This window comes from Salipiger sp. HF18 (assembly GCF_011806505.1).
GTDB lineage: Bacteria > Pseudomonadota > Alphaproteobacteria > Rhodobacterales > Rhodobacteraceae > Salipiger > Salipiger thiooxidans.
The window spans coordinates 1-3065 of sequence record NZ_JAATOS010000475.1 but is presented as its reverse complement, the minus strand read 5'-3'; the positions used below and the strand labels follow the sequence as shown (position 1 = coordinate 3065).

Here is a 3065-nt window from a genome sequence, read left to right as displayed (position 1 = left end):
GGGGCAGGCGCCGCCGGCGGGGCCCCCGCCACGTCCGCGAGCCCTCCGGTCTTCACGAGCGGCACGCATTCCGAGGCGACGGACAGCACCCTTGTCATCGTTCGGCTTCCCTCCGGTCCAGCATCCGCTGGGTAATGAGCGTCACGCCGCCGGGGCTGACGCGGAACCACTTTGCATCCTCTTCCGGGTCCTCGCCGACGACGAGCCCCTCGGGGATATGAACGCCGCGATTGATGACGACATTCTTAAGACGGGCATGCCGTGCCACCTGAACATAGGGCAGCGCCACCACGCGGTGGAGCGAGGCATAGGAATTGGTGTGGCACATGGTGAAGAGCAGCGACTCGCGGATCTCGGTGCCCGAGACGATGCAGCCGCCCGAGATCATCGAGCTTACGGCCGAGCCGCGCCGGTCTTCCTCGTCGTGGATGAACTTGGCGGGCGGCACCAGCTCGGAATAGGTCCAGATCGGCCAGTTGCGGTCCCAGAGGTCAAGCTCGGGGTTGAAGTCGGTGAGGTCGATGTTGGCCTTCCAGAAGGCGTCCACCGTGCCCACGTCGCGCCAGTAGGCGGGGGCGTCGGGGCGGGTGCGCACGCAGCTGTTCTGGAAACGGTGCGCCTGCGCGGTGCCCTTCGCCACGATCTCGGGGATCATGTCGTTGCCGAAGTCGTGGCTCGAGTTCTCGTCCTCGAGATCCTCCAGCAGCCGCTCGCGTAGGAAGGCCCAGCTGAAGACGTAGATGCCCATGGACACCAGCGTCTTCTCGGGGTTGTCGGGCAGCCCCGGCGGGTCCTTGGGCTTTTCCATGAACGAGTTGATGCGGTCCTTCTCGTCCACCGCGATGCAGCCAAAGGCGCTGGCCTCGCCGCGGTCCACGGTCAGGCAGCCCACGGTCACGTCGGCGCGCGACTCCACGTGCTGCCGGATCATCATCTCGTAGTCCATCTTGTAGATGTGGTCGCCCGCGAGGATGACGATGTAGTCGATGTCGTAGCTGTCGATGATGTCGATGTTCTGCGCCACCGCGTCGACCGTGCCGCGGTACCAGGTCTGTTCGTTGTAGCGCTGCGAGGCGGGCAGGATGTCAAGGAACTCATTGCGCTCGTCGCGGAAGAAGTTCCAGCCGCGCTGGCAGTGGCGGATCAGGCTGTGCGCCTTGTATTGCGTCGCCAGCGCGATCTTGCGGATGCCAGAATTCATGGCATTCGACAGGGCAAAGTCGATGATCCGGGTCTTGCCGCCGAAATAGACCGCGGGCTTCACCCGGCTGTTGGTCAACTCGTGCAGGCGCGAGCCGCGACCGCCCGCCAGAACGAAAGCCATGCTCCGTCCGGCGAGTCTCTGATTTCTCCAAGGCACCTTCTGTCCTCCTCATTCTCAGAGGTTGTCTCGCCCCGAATCGTGACAACCGTTTGAAATAGCCCCGTCTTTCTAGTCAGTGTCGCGCATCAGCCAGACCGTCGACAGCGGCGGCACGGTGACGTCGGCATGGGCCGGCTGGCCATGCATCTCGCCCTCGTGCGCCTCGACGGACCCGTAATTGCCGCGATTTTCGCCGCCGTAGATCTCGGCGTCGCTGTTGATAACCTCGCGCCAGCGCCCGGCAGACGGCATCCCCATGCGGTAATCCGGGTGCTCCTGCGGCGTGAAGTTGCAGATCACCACGACCTCGGGATCGTCCGGCCCGCCGCGGCGGACCCAGGCGAAGACCGAATTCTGCTGGTCGCCGCCGACGATCCACTGGAACCCGTCCTCGAAGCAGTCCTTGACGTGCATCGCGGGCGTGTCGCGGTAGAGGTGGTTGAGGTCTCGCACCAGCCGCTGGATGCCCTCGTGACGCGCATCGCCAAGGCAGTCCCAGTCGACCTGCGCGTCGTGGTTCCACTCGGACCGCTGCGCCAGCTCCTGCCCCATGAACAGCAGCTTCTTGCCCGGGTGCCCCCACATGAAGCCGTAATAGGCCCGCAGGTTGGCGAATTTCTCCCAGTCGTTGCCCGGCATCTTGCCGATCATCGAGCCCTTGCCGTGCACCACCTCGTCGTGGCTGATCGGCAGGATGAAGTTCTCGGAGAAGGCGTAGACCAGCCCGAAGGTCATCTGGTGGTGGTGATAGGACCGGTAGACCGGGTCCTTCTTGATGTACTCGAGGGTGTCGTTCATCCACCCCATGTTCCACTTGAAGCCAAAGCCGAGCCCGCCCTGATCGACGGGCTGGGACACGCCGGGATAGGCGGTGCTTTCCTCGGCCACGGTCATGATGCCCGGATGCTCGCCGTAGGTGGCGGTGTTCATCCGTTGCAGCACGGCGATGGCCTCGTAGTTCTCGCGGCCGCCGTCCTTGTTGGGCACCCACTCCCCGGCGTTGCGCGAGTAGTCGCGGTAGAGCATCGAGGCCACCGCATCGACCCGCAGCCCGTCGGCGTGGAACTCGTCGAGCCAGAAGAGCGCGTTTGCGGTGAGGAAGTTCGATACCTCGGCCCGTCCGTAGTTGTAGATCAGCGTGTTCCAGTCCTTGTGGAAGCCCTCGCGCGGGTCGGCGTGCTCGTAGAGCGCGGTGCCGTCGAAGCGGCCCAGCCCGTGCGGGTCGCTGGGGAAGTGGCCCGGCACCCAGTCGAGGATCACGCCCAGCCCTTCGAGGTGGGCGGCGTTCACAAGGTCGCGGAACTCGTGCGGCAGGCCGCAGCGGATGGTGGGGGCGAACATGCCGATGGGCTGATAGCCCCACGAGCCGTCGAACGGGTACTCGCTGATCGGCATCAGCTCGATATGGGTGAAGCCCATCTCCTTGACGTAGCTCACCAGCTCGCGCGCGGCCTCGACGTAGGAGATCGGCCGTCCCCAGTCCTTGCGGCGCCAGGACGGCAGGTGGACCTCGTAGATCGAGATCGGCGCATCGCGTCGCTGCGCCTCGGCGCGGGTGGTGATCCACTCCTCGTCGGACCAGCCATAGCCCGAGATGTCGCGCACGATGGAGGCGTTGGCGGGCGGGTGCTCGGAGCCGAAGCCCACAGGATCGGCCTTGCGCGGCTGGACCGTGCCGTCGGGGCCCACGATCTCGTAGCGG

The 3065-nt window shown here is 65.4% G+C and carries 3 protein-coding genes; all 3 read right to left on the bottom strand.

Annotated elements, in window-relative coordinates; translation table 11 throughout:
- On the bottom strand, positions 1–98 hold a 98-nt coding region (locus HC022_RS22685; RefSeq protein WP_167453912.1), incomplete at its 3' end, for a glycogen/starch synthase.
- A complete protein-coding gene (glgC, locus tag HC022_RS22680) occupies positions 95–1360 on the bottom strand; it encodes a glucose-1-phosphate adenylyltransferase (RefSeq protein WP_167453911.1) in 1266 nt (421 codons plus the stop codon). The genes glgC and HC022_RS22685, both read right to left, overlap by 4 nt.
- Positions 1361–1432: 72 nt before the next feature.
- On the bottom strand, positions 1433–3065 hold a 1633-nt coding region (gene glgB / locus HC022_RS22675), incomplete at its 5' end, for a 1,4-alpha-glucan branching protein GlgB (RefSeq protein ID WP_167453910.1).